23 protein-coding genes and 1 other annotated feature are annotated in these 20,651 nt (G+C 50.2%); of the genes, 16 read left to right on the top strand and 7 right to left on the bottom strand.

Features of this window, described 5'->3' with window-relative positions:
• Positions 1 to 31 precede the first annotated feature (31 nt).
• The 5 genes from chbA to cedA all read left to right on the top strand — a co-directional run bounded on the left by chbA (position 32) and on the right by cedA (position 3,914).
• Positions 32 to 379: a PTS N,N'-diacetylchitobiose transporter subunit IIA gene (gene chbA, locus OGX95_RS15965; protein ID WP_137383373.1), complete on the top strand. Its 348-nt coding sequence runs from the start codon at positions 32 to 34 to the stop codon at positions 377 to 379.
• A 10-nt stretch (positions 380 to 389) separates the two neighbouring features.
• Positions 390 to 1,232 (top strand): transcriptional regulator ChbR, encoded by an 843-nt coding sequence (gene chbR / locus OGX95_RS15960; RefSeq protein WP_286630185.1) that lies wholly within the window; start codon positions 390 to 392, stop codon positions 1,230 to 1,232.
• Positions 1,233 to 1,355: 123 nt separating this feature from the next.
• Positions 1,356 to 2,711, top strand: a complete 1,356-nt coding sequence (locus OGX95_RS15955) for a 6-phospho-beta-glucosidase (RefSeq protein ID WP_286630131.1) — start codon at positions 1,356 to 1,358, stop codon at positions 2,709 to 2,711.
• Positions 2,712 to 2,723: 12 nt separating this feature from the next.
• Entirely contained in the window at positions 2,724 to 3,482 is a 759-nt protein-coding gene (gene chbG, locus OGX95_RS15950; protein WP_286630130.1) for a chitin disaccharide deacetylase, read from the top strand.
• Between the two features lie 168 nt (positions 3,483 to 3,650).
• The gene (cedA, locus tag OGX95_RS15945) at positions 3,651 to 3,914 is read left to right on the top strand and encodes a cell division activator CedA (protein WP_071887334.1); all 264 of its coding nucleotides are present in this window, start codon (positions 3,651 to 3,653) and stop codon (positions 3,912 to 3,914) included.
• A gap of 65 nt (positions 3,915 to 3,979) precedes the next feature.
• Here cedA and tcyP read toward each other — a convergent pair whose 3' ends face one another.
• The 4 genes from tcyP to hxpB all read right to left on the bottom strand — a co-directional run bounded on the left by tcyP (position 3,980) and on the right by hxpB (position 7,767).
• Positions 3,980 to 5,371, bottom strand: a complete 1,392-nt coding sequence (gene tcyP / locus OGX95_RS15940; protein WP_286630129.1) for a cystine/sulfocysteine:cation symporter — start codon at positions 5,369 to 5,371, stop codon at positions 3,980 to 3,982.
• A 135-nt stretch (positions 5,372 to 5,506) separates the two neighbouring features.
• The gene (locus OGX95_RS15935; RefSeq protein ID WP_286630128.1) at positions 5,507 to 6,094 is read right to left on the bottom strand and encodes a metal-dependent hydrolase; all 588 of its coding nucleotides are present in this window, start codon (positions 6,092 to 6,094) and stop codon (positions 5,507 to 5,509) included.
• Positions 6,095 to 6,189: 95 nt separating this feature from the next.
• Positions 6,190 to 6,951 (bottom strand): 2-dehydro-3-deoxy-D-gluconate 5-dehydrogenase KduD, encoded by a 762-nt coding sequence (kduD, locus tag OGX95_RS15930; RefSeq protein WP_286630127.1) that lies wholly within the window; start codon positions 6,949 to 6,951, stop codon positions 6,190 to 6,192.
• Positions 6,952 to 7,098: 147 nt separating this feature from the next.
• Positions 7,099 to 7,767 carry a hexitol phosphatase HxpB gene (gene hxpB / locus OGX95_RS15925; RefSeq protein ID WP_286630126.1) on the bottom strand — a complete coding sequence of 223 codons (669 nt, stop codon included), beginning with the start codon at positions 7,765 to 7,767 and terminating at the stop codon, positions 7,099 to 7,101.
• 167 nt (positions 7,768 to 7,934) lie between these two features.
• Between hxpB and OGX95_RS15920 the strand changes: the two genes are divergently transcribed.
• On the top strand, positions 7,935 to 8,471 hold the full coding sequence (locus OGX95_RS15920) for a YniB family protein (RefSeq protein ID WP_048211877.1): 537 nt from the start codon (positions 7,935 to 7,937) through the stop codon (positions 8,469 to 8,471).
• 75 nt (positions 8,472 to 8,546) lie between these two features.
• On the opposite strand, the gene OGX95_RS15915 is transcribed toward OGX95_RS15920, so the two are convergent.
• Positions 8,547 to 9,407, bottom strand: coding sequence for a fructosamine kinase family protein (locus OGX95_RS15915; protein WP_286630125.1), 861 nt, complete (start codon positions 9,405 to 9,407; stop codon positions 8,547 to 8,549).
• A 271-nt stretch (positions 9,408 to 9,678) separates the two neighbouring features.
• Positions 9,679 to 10,608 (bottom strand): 6-phosphofructokinase II, encoded by a 930-nt coding sequence (pfkB, locus tag OGX95_RS15910; protein ID WP_286630124.1) that lies wholly within the window; start codon positions 10,606 to 10,608, stop codon positions 9,679 to 9,681.
• 287 nt (positions 10,609 to 10,895) lie between these two features.
• On the opposite strand from pfkB, the gene OGX95_RS15905 reads away from it, so the two are divergent.
• On the top strand, positions 10,896 to 11,654 hold the full coding sequence (locus OGX95_RS15905) for a DUF481 domain-containing protein (RefSeq protein WP_286630123.1): 759 nt from the start codon (positions 10,896 to 10,898) through the stop codon (positions 11,652 to 11,654).
• Positions 11,655 to 11,890: 236 nt separating this feature from the next.
• Here the strand turns inward: OGX95_RS15905 and yniD are convergent, their stop codons facing one another.
• Positions 11,891 to 11,998, bottom strand: coding sequence for a small membrane protein YniD (yniD, locus tag OGX95_RS15900; protein ID WP_286630122.1), 108 nt, complete (start codon positions 11,996 to 11,998; stop codon positions 11,891 to 11,893).
• A gap of 303 nt (positions 11,999 to 12,301) precedes the next feature.
• Here yniD and thrS point away from each other — a divergent pair, with 303 nt between their 5' ends.
• The 9 genes from thrS to btuC all read left to right on the top strand — a co-directional run bounded on the left by thrS (position 12,302) and on the right by btuC (position 20,644).
• Positions 12,302 to 14,230 (top strand): threonine--tRNA ligase, encoded by a 1,929-nt coding sequence (gene thrS / locus OGX95_RS15895; RefSeq protein ID WP_040233697.1) that lies wholly within the window; start codon positions 12,302 to 12,304, stop codon positions 14,228 to 14,230.
• A 3-nt stretch (positions 14,231 to 14,233) separates the two neighbouring features.
• Positions 14,234 to 14,776, top strand: a complete 543-nt coding sequence (gene infC / locus OGX95_RS15890) for a translation initiation factor IF-3 (protein ID WP_048997935.1) — start codon at positions 14,234 to 14,236, stop codon at positions 14,774 to 14,776.
• Between the two features lie 96 nt (positions 14,777 to 14,872).
• Positions 14,873 to 15,070 (top strand): 50S ribosomal protein L35, encoded by a 198-nt coding sequence (gene rpmI, locus OGX95_RS15885; protein WP_003030583.1) that lies wholly within the window; start codon positions 14,873 to 14,875, stop codon positions 15,068 to 15,070.
• 55 nt (positions 15,071 to 15,125) lie between these two features.
• Positions 15,126 to 15,482, top strand: coding sequence for a 50S ribosomal protein L20 (gene rplT / locus OGX95_RS15880; protein ID WP_003030578.1), 357 nt, complete (start codon positions 15,126 to 15,128; stop codon positions 15,480 to 15,482).
• Between the two features lie 120 nt (positions 15,483 to 15,602).
• Positions 15,603 to 15,727, top strand: a sequence feature (Phe leader region).
• Positions 15,608 to 15,652 carry a pheST operon leader peptide PheM gene (gene pheM, locus OGX95_RS15875; RefSeq protein WP_001386830.1) on the top strand — a complete coding sequence of 15 codons (45 nt, stop codon included), beginning with the start codon at positions 15,608 to 15,610 and terminating at the stop codon, positions 15,650 to 15,652. It overlaps the preceding feature by 45 nt.
• A gap of 124 nt (positions 15,728 to 15,851) precedes the next feature.
• The gene (pheS, locus tag OGX95_RS15870) at positions 15,852 to 16,835 is read left to right on the top strand and encodes a phenylalanine--tRNA ligase subunit alpha (RefSeq protein WP_137383362.1); all 984 of its coding nucleotides are present in this window, start codon (positions 15,852 to 15,854) and stop codon (positions 16,833 to 16,835) included.
• 15 nt (positions 16,836 to 16,850) lie between these two features.
• The gene (gene pheT, locus OGX95_RS15865; protein ID WP_286630121.1) at positions 16,851 to 19,238 is read left to right on the top strand and encodes a phenylalanine--tRNA ligase subunit beta; all 2,388 of its coding nucleotides are present in this window, start codon (positions 16,851 to 16,853) and stop codon (positions 19,236 to 19,238) included.
• Positions 19,239 to 19,242: 4 nt separating this feature from the next.
• Positions 19,243 to 19,542: an integration host factor subunit alpha gene (ihfA, locus tag OGX95_RS15860; protein WP_003030571.1), complete on the top strand. Its 300-nt coding sequence runs from the start codon at positions 19,243 to 19,245 to the stop codon at positions 19,540 to 19,542.
• A gap of 121 nt (positions 19,543 to 19,663) precedes the next feature.
• Positions 19,664 to 20,644 (top strand): vitamin B12 ABC transporter permease BtuC, encoded by a 981-nt coding sequence (btuC, locus tag OGX95_RS15855; protein WP_286630120.1) that lies wholly within the window; start codon positions 19,664 to 19,666, stop codon positions 20,642 to 20,644.
• Positions 20,645 to 20,651: the final 7 nt, after the last annotated feature.

The following is a 20,651-nucleotide window of genomic DNA, read 5'->3' as shown; positions in this document are numbered from 1 at the left end:
GCCATGCCGGACTGAACCAGAGGAAAAGAGTATGTTAGATATCGAAAATATCGTCGATACGCAGTCAGAGGCTGAAGAGCTTGAAGAAGTGGTGATGGGGCTCATCATCAACTCGGGTCAGGCACGTAGTCTGGCGTACGGCGCGCTCAAATTGGCCAAACAGGGTGATTTTGAGTCAGCGAAGACCATGATGGAACAGTCCCGCATGGCGCTGAACGAAGCACACCTTGTCCAGACCAAACTGATTGAAGGCGATCAGGGTGAAGGTAAAATGAAAGTCAGCCTGGTGCTGGTCCATGCACAGGACCACCTGATGACGTCGATGCTGGCACGTGAACTGGTGACAGAACTGATTGAGCTTCACGAGAAGCTGAAATAGCGAGGAGTGCATTATGCAGCTACAGATTAACGCACCGGAAATCAAAACCGTCTATGAGCAGCAGCTTTTTAATGGCAAAAATTTTCATGTGTTCATCTACAACAAAACTGAGAGCATCAGTGGGCTGCATCAGCATGATTACTACGAATTTACCCTTGTCTTAACTGGACGTTACTATCAGGAGATCAACGGTAAGCGTGTACTGCTTGAGCGCGGAGACTTTGTCTTTATCCCGTTGGGGTCGCATCATCAAAGTTTCTATGATTTCGGCGCGACGCGAATTCTTAACGTTGGTATCAGTAAACGTTTTTTTGAACAGCACTACCACCCGTTGCTGCCATTTTGTTTCGTTGCATCGCAGGTGTATCGGGCGAACAGCTCGTTCCTTACCTACATCGAAACGGTTATAGCATCACTGAATTTTCGTGAAAGCGGACTGGATGAATTTGTAGAAGTGGTCACCTTCTATATTATTAATCGGTTACGCCATCATCGAGAAGAGCAGGTGCTGGATGATATTCCACAATGGCTTAAAACTACCGTGGAAAGCATGCATGACAAAAGGCTGTTCAGCGAAAGTGCGCTGGAAAATATGATACACCTGTCCGCAAAATCCCAGGAGTATCTGACCCGTGCAACCCAGCGTTATTACAGTAAAACGCCAATGCAGATTATTAATGAAATTCGCATTAATTTTGCTAAAAAACAGCTGGAAATGACTAACTATTCTGTAACTGATATTGCCTATGAGGCTGGTTACAGCAGTCCGAGCCTGTTTATTAAAACGTTTAAGAAGCTGACGTCGTTTACACCAAATAGCTACCGTAAGAAATTAACGGAATTTAATCAGTAAATTTTATTTACCAATAACCAATTTTTATAGCTTGCCCAAAATAGCGCTGGGACTGCCACGCTATACCTGACGAATGGGTTGAGCATAATACGTGTCAGTGTTTTTACACTGAAGGGAGAAATTATGAGCCAGAAATTAAAAGTCGTCACTATCGGTGGCGGGAGCAGCTACACCCCTGAATTACTTGAAGGCTTTATTAAACGTTATCATGAATTACCGGTCTCTGAATTGTGGCTGGTGGATGTCGACGGTGGTAAAGAGAAGCTGGACATTATTTTTGACCTCTGCCAGCGCATGATTGATAAAGCTGGCGTCCCGATGAAAGTGTATAAAACGCTGGATCGCCGGGAAGCGCTGAAAGATGCTGATTTTGTCACCACGCAGTTGCGCGTAGGACAACTTAAGGCTCGTGAACAGGATGAACGTATCCCTCTGAGCCATGGCTATCTGGGGCAGGAAACTAACGGTGCTGGAGGCCTGTTTAAAGGACTACGTACCATTCCGGTGATCTTTGACATTGTGAAAGATGTGGAAGAACTGTGTCCGAATGCGTGGGTGATTAACTTTACCAACCCGGCTGGCATGGTAACTGAAGCGGTCTATCGCCATACTAACTTCAAGAAGTTTATCGGCGTGTGCAATATTCCGATCGGTATGAAGATGTTTATCAGCGATGTACTGGCGCTGAAAGAGAGCGATGATTTATCCATCGATCTGTTTGGTCTGAACCATATGGTCTTCATTAGGGATGTTCTGGTCAACGGTGTGTCACGTTTTGATGAACTGCTGGACGGCGTAGCATCGGGTCAGTTGAAAGCCTCTGGCGTGAAGAACATCTTCGATCTGCCGTTCAGTGAAGGGCTGATTCGTTCACTGAGACTGCTGCCGTGCTCGTATTTGCTGTACTACTTCAAGCCAAAAGAGATGCTGGCGATTGAAATGGGCGAATATTACAAAGGTGGCGCACGTGCACAGGTAGTACAGAAAGTTGAGAAGCAACTGTTTGAACTGTATAAAAATCCTGAGTTGAATGTTAAGCCGAAAGAGCTGGAACAGCGTGGCGGGGCTTATTACTCTGATGCTGCGTGTGAAGTCATCAATGCTATCTACAACGACAAACAGACCGAGCATTACGTCAACATTCCTCATCATGGCCATGTTGATAATATTCCTGCGGACTGGGCCGTTGAGATGACCTGCACGCTGGGACGCAATGGTGCAACTCCGCACCCACGTATCACCCATTTCGATGAAAAGGTCCTGGGCCTTATCTATACCATTAAAGGTTTTGAAGTGGCGGCGAGCAACGCGGCACTGAGCGGCGAGTTGAATGATGTACTGTTGGCGTTAAACCTGAGCCCATTGGTGCATTCAGATACTGATGCTGAAATTCTTGCCCGCGAGCTGATCCTGGCGCATGAAAAATGGCTGCCAAACTTCGCCGAATGCATCGAGAAGCTTAAAAGCGAACAACACTAACTGAGGTTGGCTATGGAACGCGTACTGATTGTGAATGCGGATGATTTTGGCCTGAGCAAAGGACAAAACTACGGCATTGTTGAAGCCTGTCGCAATGGCGTTGTCACCTCAACCACTGCTCTGGTGAATGGCGAGGCGATAGAGCATGCGGTACAGCTTAGTCGAGATATACCGGAACTTGCCGTTGGGATGCACTTTGTCCTGACGCTTGGCAAACCGTTAACGGCTATGCCGGGTCTGACGCGTGACGGTGTGTTAGGGAAATGGATCTGGCAGATGGCAGAGGAAGATACATTGCCGCTGGAAGAGATTTCTCAGGAGCTGGCTGCACAGTATCAGCGTTTTATTGACCTGTTCGGGCGGGAGCCGACGCATCTGGATAGTCATCACCACGTGCATATGTTCCCGCAGATTTTCCCGATTGTCGCCAGTTTTGCCGCGGAGAGGGGCGTTGCGTTGCGGATCGATCGACAGACAGTGTTCCTGGCATCTGATTTACCGGAAACGTTGCGTACCTCCCAGGGATTTAGCAGTGAGTTTTATGGCGACGCGATTTCTGAGGCCCTGTTTTTGCAGGCACTGGACGCGTCCGCAGACCGGGGAGAGTCCTCGCTGGAAGTGATGTGTCATCCGGCGTTTATCGATGACATCATTCGACAAAGTGCCTACTGTTACCCCCGCTTAACTGAGCTTGACGTACTGACGTCTTCGTCATTGAAATACGCTATTGCGGAGCGCGGTTATCGTCTTGGCAGTTTTCTGAACGTTTAATTCCTGAGTTGGCGGCGCGTCGGTGCGCCGCATTTTTTTGTCTGCGTCATTGATATTTGCTGCAACCTGTCTGTCCCCCCGTTACCGCCACCCACTTCACGAATTCACTGTTTTTGCACCGTCCGAGGGTAAAATCAGCTAAGATAGCGTTTTTCAGATTTTTAGAATTTGTCTTTAGTGAAGCAACTGATTATGAAACCTCTTCGCCAACAAAATCGTCCGGTTATCAGCTATGTTCCTCGCGTGGAGCCCGCTCCACCAGAGCATGCGGTAAAAATGGATGCGTTTCGTGACGTATGGATACTGCGCGGAAAATATGTCGCTTTTGTCTTAATGGGGGAGGCGTTTCAGCGTTCGCCTGCATTTACGGTTCCGGAGTCGGCACAGCGCTGGGCTAACCAAATTCGCCAGGAAAACGAACTGAGCGATTAATCGGATATAAAAAAACCGCCGGAGCATAACTCACCGGCGGTTTTTTGTTTTACGCAGACAGGCTTTTAGCGATGCGCCAGTTCGGCGTGATCGTCGCTGTCCAGAATCGTTTTATCTGTCTGTTTCAGCCATTGGCTGGTAAGCGTACCAGCGGTCATGGAACCGCTAACGTTCAAGGCAGTACGGCCCATATCGATCAGTGGTTCAACAGAGATCAGCAGAGCAACCAGTGTGACCGGCAGCCCCATGGCAGGCAGTACGATCAGTGCCGCGAAGGTCGCACCACCGCCCACACCCGCAACCCCTGCGGAACTGACGGTCACGATACCCACCAGCGTGGCAATCCACATTGGGTCAAGCGGGTTAATACCGACAGTCGGTGCCACCATCACGGCCAGCATCGCCGGGTACAGACCCGCACAACCGTTTTGACCAATCGTTGCACCAAAAGAGGCTGCAAAGCTGGCGATGGACTCAGGGACGCCCAGACGGCGGGTTTGCGCTTCGACGTTCAGTGGAATAGACGCGGCGCTGGAGCGGCTGGTGAAGGCGAAAGTCAGTACTGGCCAGACTTTGCGGAAGTATTTCAGTGGGCTAATGCCGTTAATACCCAGCAGGATGCCGTGTACGACGAACATAATGCCCAGGCCGAGATACGAGGCAACGACGAAGCTACCCAGCTTGATGATGTCCTGCAGATTGGAACCGGCAACCACTTTGGTCATCAGCGCCAGAACACCATACGGCGTCAGTTGCATCACCAGACGAACCAGCTTCATCACCCAGCTCTGCAGGGTATCGATAGCCGTTAATACGCGCTCGCCTTTCGGCGCATCATCTTTCAACAGTTTAAGTGCCGCAACGCCCAGGAAGGCCGCGAAAATAACGACGCTGATAATCGACGTCGGGTTTGCACCAGTAAGATCGGCAAATGGGTTTTTCGGGATAAACGACAGCACCAACTGCGGCACGCTGAGGTCGGCAACTTTACCCACATAATTGGTTTCAATGGCGGTCAGACGTGCGGTTTCAGCGCCTCCTTGCACCAGCCCTTCAGCAGTCAGACCAAACAGGTTTGTCACCAGAACCCCCACCAGCGCGGCGATCAGCGTGGTAAACAGTAGTGTTCCGATAGTGAGGAAACTGATTTTGCCTAACTGAGAGGCGTTGTGTAGACGCGCAACGGCACTGAGAATAGAGGCAAAAACCAACGGCATGACAATCATTTGCAGCAGTTGCACGTAACCGTTGCCAACAATGTTAAACCACTGTACGGAATCTTTCAGTACCTGGCTGTCGGACCCGTAAATGGTGTGCAGGGCGAGACCAAACACCACGCCCATGACCAGACCGACCAGTACTTTTTTGGCCAGACTCCACTGTTTGTGGCGGGCTTGCGCCAGCACGAACAGCAGTACTACGAACACGATAATGTTCGCGATTAATGGAAAGTTCATCCCCGTTCTCCTGATCTTTTTTTATCTATCACCGAACTACAGTGATTCTGTTGGCGCAAGATTAGCAGAACTGTGACTTGCCTCTTATATTCAAATGGAATTGTTTATACCCAAAACGACATTTTGGCCGATTTCTTAATCAGCCTGATGTTTTATAAAACGATTAAACTGCATCTGTAGCGTGTTAATCATCTGCGATGACCAGCGCACCGCGCTGTTCTCCGGCATCGTCTGAGGCATCCAGATGGCCCATGCAAACAGCGCCATGCACAAAAAGCGCTCCAGCTGATTTCCCTTCTGCGGGACGAGGATTGGCAGACGGAAGCGCCAGCGACAGGGCCAAAGCAGCGGTACACCTGCCGGGGTCAGCATATCGGCCAGTATGTGACTGAGATAGCCCAACACCATACCTTGTAGCGCATCGGCCGGGATTATCCAGCTATCCGGCACTTTTAGGTAAAATGTGGCCAGCAGGGCAAAAACGGCCAGCAGACTGTGTGTAAACCCGCGATGGCCAAATGCCCGGGCAACAGGCTTTGATATCCACTTCAGCCGCTGCCCAAGCAGGGATTTCGGGTGATCGATATCGGGCAGCAGACACGTTAGAATGGCCGAAGGAACAATATGCCACCAGTCACCCTGAGCGAGAACGGGCGTCAGCTCGGCATTTTTGGCAAATACCGCACAGGCAATAGAAAAAAGAAGGTGGCCTTCCGCCGTCATGATAAAACCCAATGAACTGTCAATTCATACAGTATAGGGGTTTTATACAGTAGGCGGAAGAGGTGACGTTGTAACCCTTTATCACAAATGCACGATTAACGCGCCAACCAACCGCCGTCCACGGCAAGCGTGTAACCATTAATATAGTCAGAAGCCTGGCTGGCGAGAAAAACGACCGGGCCTTGCAAGTCATCCGGTGTTCCCCAGCGCCCTGCGGGAATGCGATCGACAATTTGCTGATTACGCGCACTGTCTTCACGCAACTGTTGCGTATTGTTTGTCGCCATATAACCAGGTGCGATGGCATTGACATTAATTCCCTGAGCTGCCCACTCATTAGCCAGTAAGCGGGTGATCCCAAGCACGCCACTTTTTGATGCGGTGTAGGACGGAACGCGGATCCCCCCCTGAAAAGAGAGCATTGAGGCAATATTGATAATTTTACCGCCGTTACCCTGCGCCAGGAACTGACGCGCCACCGCTTGCGACAGAAAGAAAACGGATTTGAGATTCAGGTTCATTACGTCATCCCAGTCTTTTTCACTAAAATCCAGCGCGTCCTGGCGACGAATCGTACCAGCATTGTTGACCAGAATATCGACCCGACCAAATGCCGCCACAGTTTGCGTAACCACGCTGGACAGCGCTTTCTGTTGGCTGAGGTCGGCCTGAATGGCCATAAAGCGCCGACCCACTGCGGTGACTTTTTCCTCAGTGTCATGCGGGATTTTGCGGTTTACGCCAACCACGTCACATCCGGCTTCAGCCAGCGCCAGGGCCATACCTTGTCCAAGTCCGGTATCACAACCGGTGACGATTGCAACTTTATCCTTAAGACGAAAAGCGTCCAGAACCATGTTCACCTCAGCTATTTTTACTGTTAATGCATTGCTACAGGAGAAGAATAGAAGAGGTTGCACAAGAATACAATATTTTTGAAACTGCGTTTCAAAAATATTAAGCAAGCAAAGAAAAGGGCAATAGAGTTATTGCCCGGCGGGAGATTAACCGTGAAGATGCGCGGCAGTGAGCTCAGTCAACGAGGCCAGTTTGACATCGGCAAGCACAAAACGGGGATCATCCTCATTTTCATGGGCGGGGACAACAATTGAGCGCATTCGGGCTGCTTTCGACGCAATCATCCCGTTCACGGAATCTTCCAGCGCGACACAAGATAATGGGGATACGCCCAGTTTCTGGGCACAATCGAGGTAAACCTGCGGGTGCGGTTTGCTGTAAGGTAGTTTTTCTGCCGAGGCCAGCGCGTCAAAGCTATCGCGCAGATCAAACATGGTCAGCACTTTTTCCAGCATATGCAGCGGTGACGCGGAGGCCAGTCCTACCTGCATCCCCTGGGATTTGCACAGTGCCACCGCTTCACGTACGCCCGGCAACAGGGGTCTTGTTTCTTCTACCAGTGCAATAGCCCGTGTAATGATGCGTTCCGTCACCTCCTGACGGGAGGGACCTTTCCACGGTTGTTGTGCGAACCAAAGATCAACAACCATATCGATACGTAAACCAAGCGTATCGGGAAGTTCATGGCGGCGGGTGATATCTACGCCTAAACTTGCAATCACATCCAGTTCAGCCTGATCCCAGAGTGGTTCTGAATCGACCAGTAATCCATCCATATCGAAAATTGCAGCAAGAATTTGACGCGGGGTTGACATCGCAACCTCTCCTTTAGGGTGATAACAGGGATTAAGAGCCCACCAGAACGAGCTCTAAGCGTTCATTATGGCTAATTTGGTAGTATACCGCCTTTAAAGAGCAGGCGAAAACGGTTATCAACGGGTAAACTTAGGCCAAAATGACACGTCTTTATCAAGGGGAACTCATGACGTATCAACAAGCTGGACGCATTGCTGTCTTGAAAAGGTTGCTGGGATGGGTAATTTTCATCCCGGCGCTGATTTCAACACTGGTTTCAGTACTGAAGTTTATGTATGCGCACAGCGAAAAGCAGGAAGGGATTAATGCGGTAATGCTCGATTTTGCCCATGTGATGATCGACATGATGCGAGTAAATACGCCATTTCTTAACCTGTTTTGGTATAACTCACCGACACCGGATTTTCAGACCGGACTGAATCTTGTTTTTTGGTTGATTTTCATTCTGATATTCATCGGTCTGGCATTGCAGGACTCTGGCGCCAGAATGAGTCGTCAGGCGCGTTTTTTACGCGAGGGAGTTGAAGACCAGTTGATTCTGGAACAGGCAAAAGGCAGTGAAGGGTTATCGCGTGAGCAAATTGAGTCGCGTATTGTCGTGCCGCACCATACGATCTTTTTACAAATCTTCCCGCTCTATATTTTGCCGGTGATCGTTATTGTGATCGGCTATTTCTTCTTTTCATTACTGGGCTTTTTGTAAGTCCGATATTATCAGGCCTGGGCTACGTGAAGCGTCAGGCCTGATAAGCAAAGCTACCTTCGGTCTGTCTATACGTTAAGCCGCCAGTAATCTTTCCATCGCTTTTTGCGCCACCACCAGGTGCTGCCCGCCAAACAGAATGGCCCGATTAAGCAGCGTATACAGCTGATAGATAGGCTGCCTGTCGAGAAAATCTAACGGTAGCGGCGAGACAGACTGATAACCGTCATAAATCTGCGGTGGCTGATCGGTATGTAACGGCAACATTGCCAGGTCGCACTCTCTGTCGCCCCAGTAACAGGCAGGGTCAAAGATGTAGGGGCCATTCGGTCCAAGTGCACAGTTTGCCGACCACAAATCACCGTGCAGGAGAGAAGGCTGTGGCTGATGGGCGGCGAGTCGTTGCTGAACATGATCGACAATGGCGTCAATATTGCCAAACGCGATTCCTTTTTCCGCCGCAAGTTCCAGTTGCCAGCCGATGCGTTGCTCGGCGAAGAAGGTTGACCAGCGACGCTGCCAGGCATTGGGTTGCGGTGTAGTGGAGAGGGCATTATCGAAGTCGAGACCGAACTGTGGCTGGTCGCTCCATTCGTGCAAATGTGCAAGTTGTTGTCCGAGAATAAACGCGTTGTGGGCATCAAGCGGGCGGGGAGGGAGGAAATCCATTACCAGAAAACTGTAATCTCTGTCTGCACCCACTGCCCAGACTTTGGGAACAGAAACGGTTTGACTCCGGGAAAGCAGTTCCAACTGGTCGGCCTCCGCCGTAAAGCCAGACAACAGCTCTCTTTCATCACATTTGACGAAAAAATCGCGCCCCGCATAGCGTAAATGCCATGCGGCGTGGATCTCTCCGCCGGGCAGTTCATTACGCAGTTCGATTTCGCCTTCACCTAATTGCTCGCTTAAAAGACGACTGATAGCCTGCCACATGATGTCTCTCCCCATGTTGTCTGCCAGATCATAAGGTTAGCGCAAGAATGCGGTAAAAAAACACGAACTGACGCACACCGTAGACGCGTCATCGCTGGAAAGGCACTTATTGTATGTCGTTCTTCCACACCTCCCTGAGAAATTACGACCTCCGCTTTAACATGATTCACTTCTTTGTAATCACGTGATTTTTTATCATAGACGCATAATACGCATGCCGACAGTTTTGTGGGTTAATCCCCCTTAATGCTTGATAAGGGGGAGGGTGTAATCACCGGGCAAGATACGAATATATTTTTTGCGTATCGTCCAAAGCGCACAGACGTGTGCCCTGATTCAGCGTTGCTGCGCTACCCGCAGCGACGCCAAAACGCACAATCTCTTCAAAAGGGGCATTTTCTGCCAGTTTCAACGTCATCGCGCCGACCATACTGTCGCCTGCGCCAACGGTACTTTGGCTTTTCACCGGCGGAGGGACGACCTGGACGCATGTTTCTTTATTGACGCCCAATGCCCCTTGTGGCCCAAGAGAGACGACAACGCGAAGTGCTTTGCCGCTTTGTACAATCTCCTGTGCCGCTTTGCGGACGTCATCGGGTTGTGTGAGTTCGCGCTTCACCAGCGCACTCAATTCTTTGAGGTTGGGTTTTACCAGTTCGATGCCGCCGATGGCTAATGCCGCCGTTAGCGCCTCACCGGAGCTATCGACAATGCAGCGAATACCCTGTTTTTGTGCGGTGGTGATGAGCCTTGTCAGTTTTTCTATTTGTACACCGGGCGGCAAACTGCCGCTAATGACCAGTATCGCACCCGATTCAATTTCCAGTACCTGATCCTGTAGTTGGTAGAATTCGTCATCAGTCAGCGCGGCACCGGGCATGACAAAACGATACTGCTCGCCGCTGGATTCGACGTGGACATGGAGATTTTGTCGGGTCCAGTCTTTGGCTTCGACAGTAGAGACGGGAACATTTTCGTCGGCAAGTAAAGAAACTAAGTGCTCGCCGGTCGCACCACCGACCGGAAAGATGGCCGTTGCAGTTCCGCCAAGATGTGCAATAGCGCGGGCGACGTTGATGCCTCCGCCGCCAGGTTCAAAAACCGGTGAGGTACAGCGAAGTTTACCTTCGGGGTAGATTTGTGGAGTGATTGTTGCGCTATCGAGAGAGGGCGCAAGTGTTAACGTATAGATACGTACCATCTTTACCTCCTGTTAGGCTGACTCCAGTCTGGCACTTAACGACACGAAAGTGAAGTAATTAACAACATGATTTCTCGCAGATTTATTTAAAATTCTCGTGCCAAAGATATATAAATAAAATAAAGGATTAGGAACGCTCTTATTCAAAAAATGAAATAAGAATTTATTGCTATGTTATTCGAGTCTTTTTATAATTTGTTACCTTTCAAGGGTCTTTTGTCATTGATCCACATGAAAGTTTCCGAGACCGTTATGGTCTCTTTTTTTGTTGTACGGACTCTTTATAAATGAAGCTTTTGAAGACAGTGCCCGCAGCAGTATTGCTGACGGGGTGCGTGTTTGCGTCAATGCATGCCGCCGCCGATGATTCCGTTTTTACTGTCATGGATGACCCTTCCAGCGCGAAAAAACCTTTTGAAGGTAACCTGAACGCGGGATATCTTGCCCAGTCAGGCAACACAAAAAGTTCTTCTTTAACCGCAGACACCACCATGACCTGGTATGGTCAATCTACGGCGTGGTCTCTGTGGGGAAATGCCAGCAACACCTCCTCAAATGATGAGCGTTCATCTGAGAAATATGCTGTAGGTGGTCGTAGTCGTTACAACATGACTGACTATGACTATCTCTTTGGTCAGGGCAGTTGGTTAACAGACCGTTATAACGGATACCGTGAGCGTGACGTGTTAACGGCCGGTTATGGTCGCCAGTTTCTTAATGGACCGGTGCACAGTTTCCGCTTTGAATTCGGTCCAGGTGTACGTTATGACGAGCACACTGATGGCACCACTGAAACGCAGCCGTTAGGTTATGCGTCCGGGGCTTATGCGTGGCAGATGACGGATAACACCAAGTTTACGCAGGGTGTGTCGGTATTTGGTGCCGATGATACAACGCTGAATTCTGAAACGGCTTTGAATGTTGCTATTAACGAACACTTTGGATTGAAGGTTGCGTACAACGTGACCTGGAACTCTGAACCGCCGGCAACCGCGCCGGAGCATACCGATCGCCGCACGACGCTTTCGCTCGGCTATCGGATGTAATAGTTAACCGGGCCACTTAAATGGCCCGGCTTTTATAAATTAACGTTAAGTCTTTTTATTATCCTGACCGCGCTTTACTTTTGATGCTTTTCTGACATCCCGCATTTTTAGATGCTTTCAATTTAATGAATAAATAGGCTGTTCTGAAAATGGCATTCCAGCATTACCATCATAATTAAACACAATTAACAGTGTGTAGAATATATTTGCTCAGGCTGGCGTAGTGCTTCTGACGTTTAACCCCAGATCATGGCTGCCCAGCGTAGCATCAACATTGCCACACAAATAACCAGCAGTATTACAACCATCTTCCAGTGTTTTTTGGCAAAACGATTTGTTGGCATTGTTCTTTTCCTGCCCAGGTCAGACCATTCTGCTTAGTGTAACAAAGATGGAAGGGGGGCAGTGAATTGATTTACATCATGGAAAGCGCTGTGATTGCAGCTTTGATCGGCTCGTAATGCCGTGTACACTGTCAAACGGTGTTATCAAAAAACGGGCGTAGGTCCAGCGTTGCCTGTCAGGTGACCTGTGACATATTTCGCAGAGTGAAGCGGGAATCAGCCCAGATCTTTTTGATAATTTTAAATATTGAATCTTTGTATGTGCTCTTACGTGTGGGGCACCACTGCAAATAAGGATATAACATGCCTGTTATTACTCTTCCTGATGGCAGCCAACGCCATTACGACCACGCTGTAAGCCCCATGGATGTTGCGCTGGACATCGGTCCAGGTCTGGCAAAAGCGACTATTGCTGGCCGTGTTAACGGTGAGCTGGTAGATGCTTCCGATCTGATTGAACATGATGCGAAACTCTCCATTATCACCGCGAAAGATGAAGAAGGTCTGGAGATCATTCGTCACTCTTGTGCGCACCTGTTAGGGCATGCTATCAAACAACTTTGGCCGAACACCAAAATGGCGATCGGACCGGTTGTTGACAACGGTTTTTACTACGATATCGATCTTGACCGTACGTTAACCCAGGAAGATGTCGACGCGCTCGAGAAGCGGATGCACGAGCTCGCTGAGAAAAACTACGATGTCATTAAGAAGAAAGTCAGCTGGTACGAAGCGCGCGAAACCTTCGTGAAGCGTGGTGAGACCTATAAAGTCTCTATTCTTGATGAAAACATTGCCCATGATGACAAGCCAGGCTTGTATCATCATGAAGAATACGTCGATATGTGCCGTGGCCCGCATGTGCCGAACATGCGTTTCTGCCATCACTTCAAACTGATGAAGACCGCAGGGGCATACTGGCGCGGCGACAGCAACAACAAGATGCTGCAGCGTATTTATGGTACTGCATGGGCCGATAAAAAAGCCCTGAATGCATACCTGCAACGCCTGGAAGAAGCAGCCAAGCGTGACCACCGCAAAATCGGTAAGCAGCTTGACCTGTATCATATGCAGGAAGAAGCACCGGGTATGGTGTTCTGGCATAACGATGGCTGGACTATCTTCCGCGAGCTGGAAGTTTTTGTTCGCTCGAAACTGAAAGAATATCAGTATCAGGAAGTTAAAGGTCCGTTCATGATGGACCGTGTGCTGTGGGAAAAAACAGGTCACTGGGACAACTACAAAGATGCAATGTTCACTACCTCGTCTGAGAACCGTGAATACTGCATTAAACCAATGAACTGCCCGGGCCACGTTCAGATCTTTAATCAGGGTCTGAAATCCTATCGTGATCTGCCGTTGCGTATGGCTGAATTTGGTAGCTGTCACCGTAACGAGCCGTCAGGTGCGCTGCACGGTCTGATGCGTGTACGTGGCTTTACTCAGGATGATGCACATATCTTCTGTACTGAAGAGCAGATTCGTGATGAAGTTAACGCATGCATTCGTATGGTCTACGATATGTACAGCACTTTTGGCTTCGAGAAAATCGTCGTCAAACTGTCCACTCGCCCCGAAAAACGTATCGGTAGCGATGAAATGTGGGACCGTGCTGAAGCTGACCTGGCCGTTGCGTTGGAAGAAAATAACATCCCGTTTGAGTTCCAACTGGGTGAGGGCGCGTTCTACGGTCCGAAAATTGAATTTACCCTGTATGACTGCCTCGATCGTGCATGGCAGTGCGGTACTGTACAGCTGGACTTCTCCCTGCCGTCCCGTTTAAGTGCCTCTTATGTTGGCGAAAACAACGAACGTCAGGTGCCGGTTATGATTCACCGCGCAATTCTTGGGTCTATGGAACGTTTCATCGGTATCCTGACTGAAGAGTTCGCCGGCTTCTTCCCGACCTGGCTTGCGCCAGTTCAGGTTGTGGTCATGAACATTACCGATTCTCAGTCTGAATACGTCAACGAATTAACGCAGAAACTACAAAATGCGGGTATTCGTGTAAAAGCAGACTTGAGAAATGAGAAGATAGGCTTTAAAATCCGCGAGCACACTTTACGTCGTGTCCCTTACATGTTGGTCTGTGGCGACAAAGAGGTAGAAGCAGGCAAAGTTGCCGTGCGCACCCGTCGTGGCAAAGACTTGGGCAGCCTGGACGTAAATGAAGTGATTGAGAAGCTGCAACAAGAGATTCGCAGCCGCAGTCTTCAACAACTGGAGGAATAAGGTATTAAAGGCGGAAAACGAGTTCAAACGGCACGTCCGAATCGTATCAATGGCGAGATTCGCGCCCTGGAAGTTCGCTTAACAGGTCTGGAAGGCGAAGCTTTGGGTATTGTGAGTCTGAGAGAAGCAATCGAAAAGGCTGAAGAAGCTGGAGTAGATTTAGTTGAAATCAGCCCTAACGCCGAACCGCCAGTTTGTCGTATTATGGACTACGGCAAGTTCCTTTATGAAAAGAGTAAGTCTTCTAAGGAACAGAAGAAAAAGCAAAAAGTTATCCAGGTTAAGGAAATTAAATTCCGTCCTGGCACCGACGATGGCGATTACCAGGTAAAACTCCGCAGCCTGGTACGCTTTCTGGAAGATGGCGATAAGGCTAAGATCACGCTGCGTTTTCGCGGTCGTGAGATGGCCCACCAACAGATCGGTATGGAAGTGCTCAACCGCGTCCGTGACGATCTGAGTGAACTGGCAGTAGTCGAATCCTTCCCAACGAAGATCGAAGGCCGTCAGATGATCATGGTGCTCGCTCCTAAGAAGAAACAGTAAGGCCTTCAAGTAGCAATGTCTGTGGAGCCTGCGGGTTCCACAGCCGTTGTTCGCCTACGTTTCGTTTATTAACAATGCGAAGTGGAAGTTATTAAAATGCCAAAAATTAAGACCGTACGCGGTGCTGCTAAGCGTTTCAAAAAAACCGGTGGTGGTGGATTTAAGCGTAAGCACGCAAACCTGCGTCATATTCTGACCAAAAAATCTACTAAGCGTAAACGTCACCTGCGTCCAAAAGGCCTCGTTTCTAAAGGCGATCTGGGTCTGGTTATCGCGTGCTTGCCGTACGCATAAGCCGTTAACGTTTAATTAATTTTTTTACTAAGAATATAGATACAGGAGAGCACATATGGCTCGCGTAAAACGTGGTGTAGTTGCCCGTGCACGTCACAAGAAAATTTTGAAACAAGCTAAAGGCTACTACGGTGCGCGTTCTCGCGTATACCGCGTTGCCTTCCAGGCTGTTATCAAAGCTGGTCAGTACGCTTATCGTGACCGTCGTCAGAAAAAGCGTCAGTTCCGTCAACTGTGGATTGCGCGTATCAACGCAGCAGCACGTCAGAACGGTATTTCTTACAGCAAATTCATCAACGGCCTGAAAAAAGCCTCTGTTGAAATCGACCGTAAGATCCTGGCTGACATCGCAGTATTCGACAAAGTAGCGTTCACCGCTCTGGTCGAAAAAGCGAAAGCAGCTCTGGCATAAGCCGGTGAAAAGAGGGAGCCTGGCTCCCTCTCTTTTATTTGTAGTTCAATCAATTGGTTGACAATTTATCCGTAAGCCTTTTCAATAAAGGTTGTCCGGTTTTTACCACACAAGGTAACGCAAGCATGAATGCTGCTATTTTCCGCTTCTTCTTTTACTTTAGCACCTGAACTCAGGAGGCTTGCGCGTGAAAGAAGAAACGGAAAACAGCGCCTAAAAGCCTCCCTGGTGGAGGCTTTTTTTATACGCGCCATCCTTCAGGTTGTCTCTGTATTGGCTGCATTCGCTCTTTTGCCGCGTTGATACAACTTGAATGATTTTGCGTATATACGAGCGACTAGTGAATATCGCAACATAACGAGGAAAACCATGTCACATCTCGCAGAGCTGGTTGCCAGTGCAACGGCCGCCATTAACCAGGCTTCAGATGTTGCCGCGTTAGACAATGTCCGCGTCGAATATTTGGGCAAGAAAGGGCACTTGACCCTTCAGATGACAACCCTGCGCGAACTGCCACCAGAAGAGCGCCCGGCAGCAGGTGCGGTAATCAATGAAGCCAAAGAGCAGGTACAGCAGGCGCTGAACGCGCGTAAAGCCGAATTAGAAAATGCGGCACTGAACGCGCGCCTGGCTGAAGAAACTATCGATATCTCCCTGCCGGGACGCCGTATCGAAAATGGTGGACTGCACCCGGTAACGCGTACTATCGACAGGATTGAAAGTTTCTTCGGTGAGCTGGGCTTTACCGTGGCGACGGGTCCAGAGATTGAGGACGATTATCATAACTTTGACGCGCTGAATATTCCTGGCCATCACCCAGCGCGTGCTGACCACGATACCTTCTGGTTTGACGCAACGCGTCTGCTGCGCACGCAGACCTCCGGCGTACAGATCCGCACCATGAAAGAAAAACAGCCGCCGATCCGCATCATTGCGCCGGGTCGTGTATATCGTAACGACTACGATCAGACGCACACCCCGATGTTCCATCAGATGGAAGGTCTGATCGTTGATACCAATATCAACTTCACCAACCTGAAAGGTACGCTGCACGATTTCCTGCGTAACTTCTTTGAAGAAGATCTGCAGGTTCGTTTCCGTCCTTCTTACTTCCCGTTCACTGAACCTTCTGCGGAAGTTGACGTCATGGGTAAAAACGGAAAATGGCTGGAAGTACTGGGTTGCGGTATGGTCCACCCGAACGTGCTGCGTAACGTCGGTATCGATCCAGAAATCTACTCCGGTTTTGCCTTCGGCATGGGGATGGAGCGTCTGACCATGTTGCGTTATGGCGTTACCGATCTGCGTTCATTCTTCGAAAACGATCTGCGTTTCCTCAAACAGTTTAAATAAAGGCAGGGTAATACAATGAAATTCAGTGAACTGTGGTTACGCGAATGGGTTAACCCAGCAATTGATAGCGATGCGCTGTCAAACCAAATTACGATGGCGGGTCTGGAAGTTGACGGTGTGGAAGCCGTTGCCGGTGAATTTAACGGTGTTGTTGTCGGTGAAGTGGTTGAGTGCGGTCAGCACCCGAACGCTGACAAGCTGCGTGTCACTAAAGTGAACGTCGGTGGCGATCGCCTGCTGGATATCGTCTGTGGTGCGCCGAACTGCCGCCAGGGACTGAAAGTTGCGGTAGCGACCATTGGTGCCGTTCTGCCTGGTGATTTTAAAATCAAAGCGGCTAAGCTTCGCGGTGAGCCGTCTGAGGGGATGCTGTGCTCGTTCTCTGAACTGGGTATTTCCGACGATCATAACGGTATTATTGAACTGCCTGCTGATGCGCCGATTGGCACCGACATTCGTGAATATCTGAAACTCAACGATAACACCATTGAAATCAGCGTTACGCCGAACCGTGCCGACTGCTTAGGCATTATCGGTGTTGCGCGCGATGTGGCTGTGCTGAACAAAGCTCCGCTGGTTGAACCGGAAATCACCCCGGTAGCGGCGACCATTAACGATGTGCTGCCTATTCAGGTTGATGCTGCTGACGCGTGCCCACGCTATTTGGGACGTGTGGTGAAAGGTATCAACGTGAAAGCGCCAACGCCACTGTGGATGAAAGAGAAACTGCGCCGTTGCGGTATTCGCTCCATCGATGCAGTGGTTGACGTGACTAACTATGTGCTGCTCGAACTGGGCCAGCCGATGCACGCATTCGACAAAGACCGCATTGAAGGCGGAATTGTCGTGCGTATGGCAAAAGAAGGGGAAACCCTGGTCCTGCTCGACGGCAGTGAAGCAAAACTGAGTGCGGATACGCTGGTGATTGCTGACCACAACAAAGCGCTGGCCATGGGGGGGATCTTTGGTGGTGAGCACTCTGGTGTGAATGATGAAACGCAAAACGTTCTGCTGGAATGCGCGTTCTTCAGCCCGCTGTCTATTACCGGTCGCGCGCGCCGTCACGGCCTGCACACCGATGCTTCTCACCGCTATGAGCGTGGTGTCGATCCTGCGCTGCAGTACAAAGCAATGGAGCGAGCAACGCGTCTGCTGATTGATATCTGTGGCGGCGAAGCCGGCCCGGTGATTGATGTGACCAACGAAGCGACGTTGCCGAAGCGTGCGACCATCACCCTGCGTCGTAGCAAGCTGAACCGTCTGATTGGCCATCACATTGCCGATGATCAGGTGACTGATATCCTGACCCGTCTGGGTTGTGAAGTGACTGAAGGCCAGGACGAGTGGCAGGCGGTCGCGCCAAGCTGGCGTTTCGATATGGAGATTGAAGAAGACCTGGTCGAAGAAATTGCCCGCGTATACGGTTACGACAATATCCCAAATACCCCAATTCAGGCAGGACTTATCATGGGTGAGCATCGTGAAGCGGACCTCTCGCTGAAACGTGTTAAAACCATGCTGAATGACAAAGGCTACCAGGAAGTTATTACCTACAGCTTTGTTGATCCTAAAGTCCAGTCGCTGTTGCATCCGGGAGAAGAGGCGCTGCTGCTGCCAAGCCCAATCTCTATCGATATGTCAGCAATGCGTCTTTCTCTGTGGACCGGTTTGCTGTCAACGGTGGTTTATAACCAAAACCGTCAGCAAAACCGTGTGCGCATTTTTGAAACGGGTTTGCGTTTTGTACCGGATACGCAGGCTAACCTCGGTATCCGTCAGGATCTGATGCTGGCTGGCGTGATCTGCGGCAACCGCCACGATGAACACTGGAATCTGGCGAAAGAGACGGTTGATTTCTATGATCTGAAGGGCGATCTGGAAGCGGTTCTCGACCTGACCGGCAAACTGGCGGACATCCAGTTCAAAGCTGAAGCGAATCCAGCCCTGCATCCGGGCCAGTCTGCGGCGATTTATCTGAAAGGTGAACGTATTGGTTTCATTGGGGTTGTTCATCCTGAACTGGAACGTAAACTGGATCTGAACGGTCGCACTCTGGTGTTCGAACTGGAGTGGAATAAGCTCGCAGACCGCGTGGTGCCTCAGGCGCGTGAAGTTTCTCGCTTCCCGGCGAACCGCCGTGACATCGCCGTTGTTGTGGCTGAAAACGTTCCCGCAGCGGATATTTTATCCGAATGTAAGAAAGTTGGCGTAAATCAGGTAGTTGGCGTAAACTTGTTTGACGTGTACCGCGGTAAGGGTGTTGCGGAGGGTTATAAGAGCCTCGCTATCAGCCTGATCCTTCAGGATACCAGCCGTACACTTGAAGAAGAGGAGATTGCCGCTACCGTCGCCAAATGTGTAGAGGCATTAAAAGAGCGATTCCAGGCATCATTGAGGGATTGAACCTATGGCGCTTACAAAAGCTGAAATGTCAGAATATCTGTTTGATAAGCTTGGGCTTAGCAAGCGGGATGCCAAAGAACTGGTCGAGCTATTTTTCGAAGAGATCCGTCGTGCTCTGGAAAATGGTGAGCAGGTAAAACTCTCTGGTTTTGGTAACTTCGATCTGCGTGATAAGAATCAACGTCCGGGCCGCAATCCGAAAACGGGCGAAGATATTCCCATTACAGCACGGCGCGTGGTGACCTTCAGACCCGGGCAGAAGTTAAAAAGCCGGGTTGAAAACGCAACGCCCAAAGAAGAGTGATTTAACGATACGCAAAGTATGACGCGTATAACTAAAAAGGCCGCTATGCGGCCTTTTTCCTTTTCACTACTGAATCAGCACCGTAGAATCTCCCCCATCTCTTTTCAGCAGAATGGAAAACATGCTGACTTTTGCCCATCAACAGCAGCGACGAAACGTGCGCTGGATACTGTCTCTGTCAGTGCTGATGCTGCTGGCAACAATTATAAGTTTATGCGCAGGAGAACAGTGGATTGCTCCCGGTGATTGGTTTAGCGCTCGTGGCGATCTGTTCGTCTGGCAAATTCGACTTCCCCGTACACTTGCCGTATTGCTGGTAGGTGCCGCACTGGCCCTCTCTGGCGCGGTGATGCAGGCGCTGTTTGAAAACCCACTCGCGGAGCCTGGCTTACTCGGCGTGTCTAATGGCGCGGGGGTAGGGCTTATTGCGGCTGTTCTGTTGGGGCAAGGGCAATTGCCCGGCTGGGCATTGGGCCTATGCGCCATTGCTGGTGCGCTGATTATCACCCTCATTCTTCTTCGTTTTGCCCGTCGACATTTATCGACCAGTCGCTTGCTGTTGGCCGGCGTGGCGCTGGGGATTATCTGCAGCGCTCTGATGACCTGGGCTATCTATTTTTCCACCTCTTTTGATCTTCGACAGTTGATGTACTGGATGATGGGGGGCTTCGGTGGCGTAGACTGGCATCAGGCCTGGCTCATGGTCGCGTTGCTCCCCGTATTGCTGTGGATTTGCTGCCAGTCGCAGCCGATGAATATGCTGGCGCTGGGGGAAACCTCCGCGCGCCAGCTGGGGCTGCCTTTATGGTTCTGGCGCAACCTGCTGGTGGTTGCCACGGGATGGATGGTGGGTGTGAGCGTGGCGCTGGCAGGGGCAATTGGTTTTATCGGGCTGGTAATCCCCCATATTCTGCGACTGTGTGGATTAACCGATCACCGTGTTTTACTCCCTGGGTGTGCGTTGGCGGGGGCAATTGCACTACTGTTTGCTGATGTCGTCGCACGTCTGGTACTGGCATCGGCTGAGTTACCCATTGGCGTGGTGACGGCCACGATGGGCGCACCGGTATTTATCTGGTTATTGTTAAAAGCTGCGCGCTAGAAAGTGC

The organism is Citrobacter sp. Cu233 (assembly GCF_030332225.1).
GTDB lineage: Bacteria > Pseudomonadota > Gammaproteobacteria > Enterobacterales > Enterobacteriaceae > Citrobacter.
The sequence above is the reverse complement of the archived record's forward strand: the minus strand, read 5'-3'. Positions and strand labels throughout refer to the sequence as shown.

Coding starts and splice junctions, on each gene's coding strand:
- chbA (WP_137383373.1), top strand. CDS start 32: ATGTTAGATATCGAAAATATCGTCGATACGCAGTCAGAGGCTGAAGAG.
- OGX95_RS15955 (WP_286630131.1), top strand. CDS start 1,356: ATGAGCCAGAAATTAAAAGTCGTCACTATCGGTGGCGGGAGCAGCTAC.
- chbG (WP_286630130.1), top strand. CDS start 2,724: ATGGAACGCGTACTGATTGTGAATGCGGATGATTTTGGCCTGAGCAAA.
- tcyP (WP_286630129.1), bottom strand. CDS start 5,371: ATGAACTTTCCATTAATCGCGAACATTATCGTGTTCGTAGTACTGCTG.
- OGX95_RS15935 (WP_286630128.1), bottom strand. CDS start 6,094: ATGACGGCGGAAGGCCACCTTCTTTTTTCTATTGCCTGTGCGGTATTT.
- kduD (WP_286630127.1), bottom strand. CDS start 6,951: ATGGTTCTGGACGCTTTTCGTCTTAAGGATAAAGTTGCAATCGTCACC.
- hxpB (WP_286630126.1), bottom strand. CDS start 7,767: ATGTCAACCCCGCGTCAAATTCTTGCTGCAATTTTCGATATGGATGGA.
- OGX95_RS15920 (WP_048211877.1), top strand. CDS start 7,935: ATGACGTATCAACAAGCTGGACGCATTGCTGTCTTGAAAAGGTTGCTG.
- OGX95_RS15915 (WP_286630125.1), bottom strand. CDS start 9,407: ATGTGGCAGGCTATCAGTCGTCTTTTAAGCGAGCAATTAGGTGAAGGC.
- pfkB (WP_286630124.1), bottom strand. CDS start 10,608: ATGGTACGTATCTATACGTTAACACTTGCGCCCTCTCTCGATAGCGCA.
- OGX95_RS15905 (WP_286630123.1), top strand. CDS start 10,896: ATGAAGCTTTTGAAGACAGTGCCCGCAGCAGTATTGCTGACGGGGTGC.
- yniD (WP_286630122.1), bottom strand. CDS start 11,998: ATGCCAACAAATCGTTTTGCCAAAAAACACTGGAAGATGGTTGTAATA.
- thrS (WP_040233697.1), top strand. CDS start 12,302: ATGCCTGTTATTACTCTTCCTGATGGCAGCCAACGCCATTACGACCAC.
- rpmI (WP_003030583.1), top strand. CDS start 14,873: ATGCCAAAAATTAAGACCGTACGCGGTGCTGCTAAGCGTTTCAAAAAA.
- rplT (WP_003030578.1), top strand. CDS start 15,126: ATGGCTCGCGTAAAACGTGGTGTAGTTGCCCGTGCACGTCACAAGAAA.
- pheS (WP_137383362.1), top strand. CDS start 15,852: ATGTCACATCTCGCAGAGCTGGTTGCCAGTGCAACGGCCGCCATTAAC.
- pheT (WP_286630121.1), top strand. CDS start 16,851: ATGAAATTCAGTGAACTGTGGTTACGCGAATGGGTTAACCCAGCAATT.
- ihfA (WP_003030571.1), top strand. CDS start 19,243: ATGGCGCTTACAAAAGCTGAAATGTCAGAATATCTGTTTGATAAGCTT.
- btuC (WP_286630120.1), top strand. CDS start 19,664: ATGCTGACTTTTGCCCATCAACAGCAGCGACGAAACGTGCGCTGGATA.